The organism is Pseudoalteromonas sp. ESRF-bin5, from assembly GCF_002632075.1.
Lineage (GTDB): Bacteria > Pseudomonadota > Gammaproteobacteria > Enterobacterales > Alteromonadaceae > Pseudoalteromonas > Pseudoalteromonas marina.
On sequence record NZ_NTLW01000240.1, the window covers coordinates 1 to 5,345 of the forward strand.

The window sequence follows — 5,345 nt, forward strand, 5'->3', positions numbered from 1 at the left end:
TAAAACCAGCACAAAGCATGATGGTTGACAGCCCGTTTGATTACCCAAACCAAGCATTATTGTGTTTGCCAAGATACTTGCCAGAATCGCATGCTGATAATATGCCTCATGCTATTGTAAAATTAACCCTTGAGCTTATAAAATCAGCGCAAGGGCGCTGTTTTGTGCTTTTTACAAGTTACCGTATGATGCATTTAGTTGCAGAGGGGCTCACAACGCAAATAGACTACCCCGTTTATATGCAAGGGCAAATGTCTAAGCGGATTATTTTAGAAAAATTTACCCGCCATGGTAATGCAGTTCTACTCGGTACGGCATCATTTTGGGAAGGGGTAGATGTGAGAGGCAGTACATTAAGCTGTGTTATTATAGATAAATTGCCTTTTGCAGCGCCAGACGACCCCTTGTTGCAAGCTAAAATGCAGGATTGCCAAATGCAGGGAAAAGACCCATTTGCACATATCCAATTACCACAAGCAGTTATTGCCTTAAAGCAAGGTGTAGGGCGATTAATTCGCGATAGCAAAGATAAAGGCGTGCTTGTTATATGTGATAATAGATTAGTAACACGCCAATATGGTCAAGTGTTCTTAAAAAGCTTACCTGCAATGCGTCGTACGCGAAGCTTAGAAGTCGCTAATACATTTTTACAACAAATTAATTAGAGTAATAAAATGATCAAAAGTAATATTCTTGCCCTTGATGCTTCAACAGAAGCACTATCACTTGTTTTACATTATAAGGGAGAGACATTTCATCATTTTGAAGAGTGCCCTCAGCAGCATAGTCAAAAAATTCTACCTTTGATTGATGAGTTATTGGCCAAAGCAAATTGTAAATTAAAAGAACTGGATGTTATTGGTTTTGGCCAAGGGCCCGGTAGTTTTACAGGCGTAAGAATTAGTGTTGCTATAGCTCAAGGATTAGCGTACTCAACTAATTTACCATTGGTAGGTGTTTCTACATTGGCTGTTATGGCGCAACAAGCATACGAGCAAAACAACAGCTCACTTGTTTTTCCAAGTATAGATGCGCGTATGGGTGAAATTTACTTTGCACAATACCAAGAAAATAATGGTTTAATGGAATTAGTTAATAACGAGTGTGTTATTAAACCTGAACTTTTAACTAATGAGTATATAACGAGTAACGAAGCATCAGTTGCAGTAGGCACAGGTTTTAAAACGTACCCCGATGCATTAGCAAACTTTGAAAACATCACTATTAATACAGACATAACATTACCAGATGCACGTTTTATGCTTGCCTTTGTTGATGCCGCATTTATTGCAGGCCAGGGCGTTCAAGCAAGTGATGCCCAACCAAAGTACGTTCGTGATACCGTAACATGGAAAAAGTTACCAGGGCGCGAATAAAACAGTACCGCGTTAATTTGCAAATTGATTGTTTTTAAATCATAATTTTAGTTATATTTAAGGTTGGAGAAGCGTGATGACGCTGCCTATTGGCTCAGGTTTTTTTACAGGTGATATTCCTGGTAGAGTAATCCCTGCTAAGGGAGTAACTGCAAGACCACAAGGTTTGGCAGATCAAGCTGCTGCTCAAAAAACAAATACTGATTATGTAAAAACCAGTGCCGAGGGCGTTGAGCTTGCTAATAGATTGTTCAAAACTAGCGCAAAGGGTGATAACTTCAGCCAAACAATTTACGACCAACCTAGTGCAAAAAATAGCAAAGCCATTTCTACCTATACTGAGTTTGCAAATTTAGAACGCAGAGCTGAAGTACAAAATTTAATTGGGGTAGATATTTACGCTTAAAAGTAATCAACCTTTAATAAAAAAACCGAACATTGTTCGGTTTTTTTTGCTTTATACGTATTTTACTGTTCTATAAAGTGTATTAACTTATCAGCTATATCTGTATTATTTTGAGAGCCAACAAATTGTTCACTCCCTTTACCATAAGCAAAAACTTGTACGTCTACTGCAGTATGGCCACCCGTAGTCCATCCAGTAAAGCTTGTGTCACTAATAATACTTTTAACGGCTAAGTTGAGTGCTTTGTCACCCATAGATTTAGCTTGCTCAAGTTTTATTTTGTTTTCAGGGGTAAATGCAATGCTGGTATATTTATTCCACACAGATTTTAAATCATCAGACTCAAGTAAGTGTTGTGTAATTGTACCCGCTGTTGCTTTTACGCCATGCACAACATCTGCTTCCCACTTATATTGGCCGTGCGCACCCAATGTTAAGCCACCTGTAGAGTGATCAGCAGTTATAACTAATAAAGTATCTTTATTTTTATCAACATACGCTTTAGCTTTTTCGATAGCAGATGCAAAGTCATCCATTTCTGCCATGGCACAAGCTATATCGTTTGCATGCCCACACCAATCAATTTGGCTACCTTCAATCATTACAAAAAAACCATCTTTATTTTGATTGTCTAGAAGATCGAGTGCTTTAGAAGTAAGCTTAGTTAACCTTGTTGGGTTTTCGTCTAACGCAAAAGGTAAGCCTTTAGCGGCATATAAACCAATAGCTGGAAGTTGCGTAATTTGATCAAGGTTTTGAATATCGTCACCATACTGGTAACCCGCTGCTTTAAATTCGTCAACTAAATTTCTATCGTCTCGAATAAAGTATTTAGTACCACCACCCAGCATTAGGTCAACGGGTAGTTTGCCTGCAATTTTATTATCAATATAATCATTAGCAATTTCGTCGTAATTATTACGTGATTCATTATGAGCGGCAAAGCTTGCTGGTGTAGCGTGGTTTATTTGTGATGTAGCTAATAGGGCTGTAGTCATGCCTCGCTGTTTAGCGATTTCAAGCATTGTTTGAAGTGGTTTTTTATCAGTATCTACGGCAATTGCACCATTATAACTTTTATGCCCGCTGCTCAACGCTGTCGCACTTGCGGCGCTATCGGTTACAACTGTGTGATCGTCAGGGTAAGTACGCGCCATTCCTGTCAGCATGGTATCAAAAACGGTTTGATCAACAGACTTTGTAGTGGGGTCATCTTTAAAATAACGATAAGCAGTAGTATAAGCAGGCCCCATGCCATCACCAATCATATAAATTACATTTTTAGGTGCAGTTTCGGCCATTGCACCAGATGCAGTGCACATTAGAGCTAACACACTTAGTTGTTTTTTCATGTTTTATGTACCTTTTGAGTGTACTTTATTAATAGCTAAATTATTGTATACCTTAACTATGATAAATAAATTAATAGATTGCGACAAATGATGATTTAGCTATATATAAGCTGATTATTGTGTGTGAAAACTATTGTAAAGCCGTTAAAATATCTATTAGGAAACACCAAATAACAAAAAACACACACATAATAGTCGAGCTAAATTAAAAATAACATTATGAATAAATGACGGTTTTTATTTATTCTTCTAGGTTGCAGTTGTAGCCTCAGCGACTAAAATAACAAACATTTAGTGAAACTATTTAGTGGTCTGACAACTTGTATGTTATAAATTTACAAAAATAAAAAGGGGTTTATGTGCGGCCATTTAATATTAAAACACGTAATTTAGATATTCATGGTTTAAAAATAGGCTCTGGTGAAGAGGTAGTAATAGCACTTCACGGTTGGTTAGATAATTGTAATAGTTTTAAGCCCATGCTTGATGGCCAAAAGCCAGAGCAAACTTGGTACTGTATTGATTTTTCTGGACATGGTTTAACATCGTGGCGCAGTGATGACGCTCATTACTATTTTGTTGATTACATCGATGATGTTTATCAATTTATTGAAGCCATTGGTGCTGACAAAGTTCATTTAGTCGGGCATTCTATGGGAGCTATGGTCGCGGGTCTTTTCGCCAGTTGCTTTAGTCAAATGGTTAAATCGGTAAATTTTATTGAGGGTATTGGCTGCGTAACAACACCCAGCGATGAAGTTACGGAGCAACTAAAAAATGCTGTGCTTAATCGTGCAAGAACGCATAATAAAAAAACAAGAATATATCCCTGTAAAAAAGATATTTACGAGGCACGGTCTAAAACAACCGACTTAGATGTTGAATTAATTTCGCTATTGATGGAACGAAATATCAAAGCAGTCTCTAAGGGTTTTGCACTAACAACCGATCCTAAGCTCAAAAATCATTCAGGTTTTAGGTTTGATGAAGTGCAATGTATTGGTGCAATAAAAGAATTAATTGCACCATGCCAATTAATTTTAGGTAACCAAGGTTACGTGTTTGTAAAACAAAATTTAGAAAAGTATATTAATTATTACAATGACTTGAGTGTAATTAATGTGGAGGGTGGGCACCATTGCCATATGCAAAGTAGCAAAGAATGTTATGAACACATTCAAGCATTTATGGTGCAAAGTGGTGCACGTTAATTGTATATTGACGTTAAATGTGGGATTATTTCCGCATTAGAGTATTTGCTCAATTGTTAAAGTGCCTTACTTAGATTAAGGTTAATAAAAATATAACTATAAACAGGGGCTAAGAGTGGAAAAAATCTGGCTTAAGCGCTACCCAGAAGGTATGCCTGAAACAATCGATCCTGAGCATTACAACTCGTTACTCGAAGTGTTCGAAAAAAGTTTTTCTGATTACAAAGATTTACCTGCATTCACAAACATGGGTAAAACGTTGTCGTATGAAGAAATAGACACAGCAACTAAAAAAGTTGCCTCGTATATTCAAAATGATTTGGGACTCAAAAAAGGCGACAAAGTTGCCGTAATGATGCCTAACTTATTACAAACACCTATTTCTATTTTAGGTATTTTACGCGCCGGGTGTGTGGTAGTTAACGTTAACCCTTTATACACTGTACGTGAGCTCGAACATCAGTTAAAAGATTCAGACACAAGCGCCATTTTCATTCTTGCAAACTTTGCAGATACTCTTGAAAAGGCTTTAGGTAAAACAGACGTTAAACACATCGTGGTTACTCAAGTTGGTGACATGGTGGGTGGCCTTAAAAAGCACATTGTTAACTTTGTTGTTAAGCACGTTAAAAAAATGGTGCCTAAATACAACTTACCAAACACGATTAAATTTTCAGATTTGTTAAACGCTGACGAAAATGCTTACACACGCCCTGAATTAAATTTATCTGACCTAGCATTTTTACAATACACAGGCGGTACGACCGGTGTATCTAAAGGTGCTATGTTGAGCCATGGTAATATGGTGGGTAACCTTGAGCAGGTGTCTGGTTGTTTAGATAAGGTACTAAACCGTGGAACAGAAGTGGTTGTTACTGCACTTCCGCTTTACCATATCTTTGCACTTACGGCTAACTGCTTAACGTTCATGAAATATGGTGGTTTAAACTTATTGATTACTAATCCGCGTGATATGCCGGGTTTTGTAAAAGAGTTAAGC

General features: G+C 37.3%; 6 protein-coding genes. 5 read left to right on the forward strand and 1 reads right to left on the reverse strand.

The window, feature by feature from the left end:
• From BCG07_RS14915 to BCG07_RS14925, 3 genes are all read left to right on the forward strand, one after another.
• The coding region (locus BCG07_RS14915; protein WP_286890875.1) for an ATP-dependent DNA helicase at positions 1-665 on the forward strand (665 nt) is incomplete at its 5' end.
• A 9-nt stretch (positions 666-674) separates the two neighbouring features.
• Positions 675-1,376, forward strand: a complete 702-nt coding sequence (tsaB, locus tag BCG07_RS14920) for a tRNA (adenosine(37)-N6)-threonylcarbamoyltransferase complex dimerization subunit type 1 TsaB (protein WP_006793454.1) — start codon at positions 675-677, stop codon at positions 1,374-1,376.
• Between the two features lie 76 nt (positions 1,377-1,452).
• On the forward strand, positions 1,453-1,782 hold the full coding sequence (locus BCG07_RS14925; RefSeq protein ID WP_010556199.1) for a hypothetical protein: 330 nt from the start codon (positions 1,453-1,455) through the stop codon (positions 1,780-1,782).
• Positions 1,783-1,844: 62 nt separating this feature from the next.
• On the opposite strand, the gene BCG07_RS14930 is transcribed toward BCG07_RS14925, so the two are convergent.
• The gene (locus BCG07_RS14930) at positions 1,845-3,134 is read right to left on the reverse strand and encodes an alkaline phosphatase (protein ID WP_286890879.1); all 1,290 of its coding nucleotides are present in this window, start codon (positions 3,132-3,134) and stop codon (positions 1,845-1,847) included.
• Positions 3,135-3,493: 359 nt separating this feature from the next.
• On the opposite strand from BCG07_RS14930, the gene BCG07_RS14935 reads away from it, so the two are divergent.
• A complete protein-coding gene (locus tag BCG07_RS14935) occupies positions 3,494-4,345 on the forward strand; it encodes an alpha/beta hydrolase (protein ID WP_286890881.1) in 852 nt (283 codons plus the stop codon).
• A gap of 115 nt (positions 4,346-4,460) precedes the next feature.
• A partial coding sequence (locus tag BCG07_RS14940) for an AMP-binding protein (protein WP_286890883.1) occupies positions 4,461-5,345 on the forward strand: 885 nt, incomplete at its 3' end.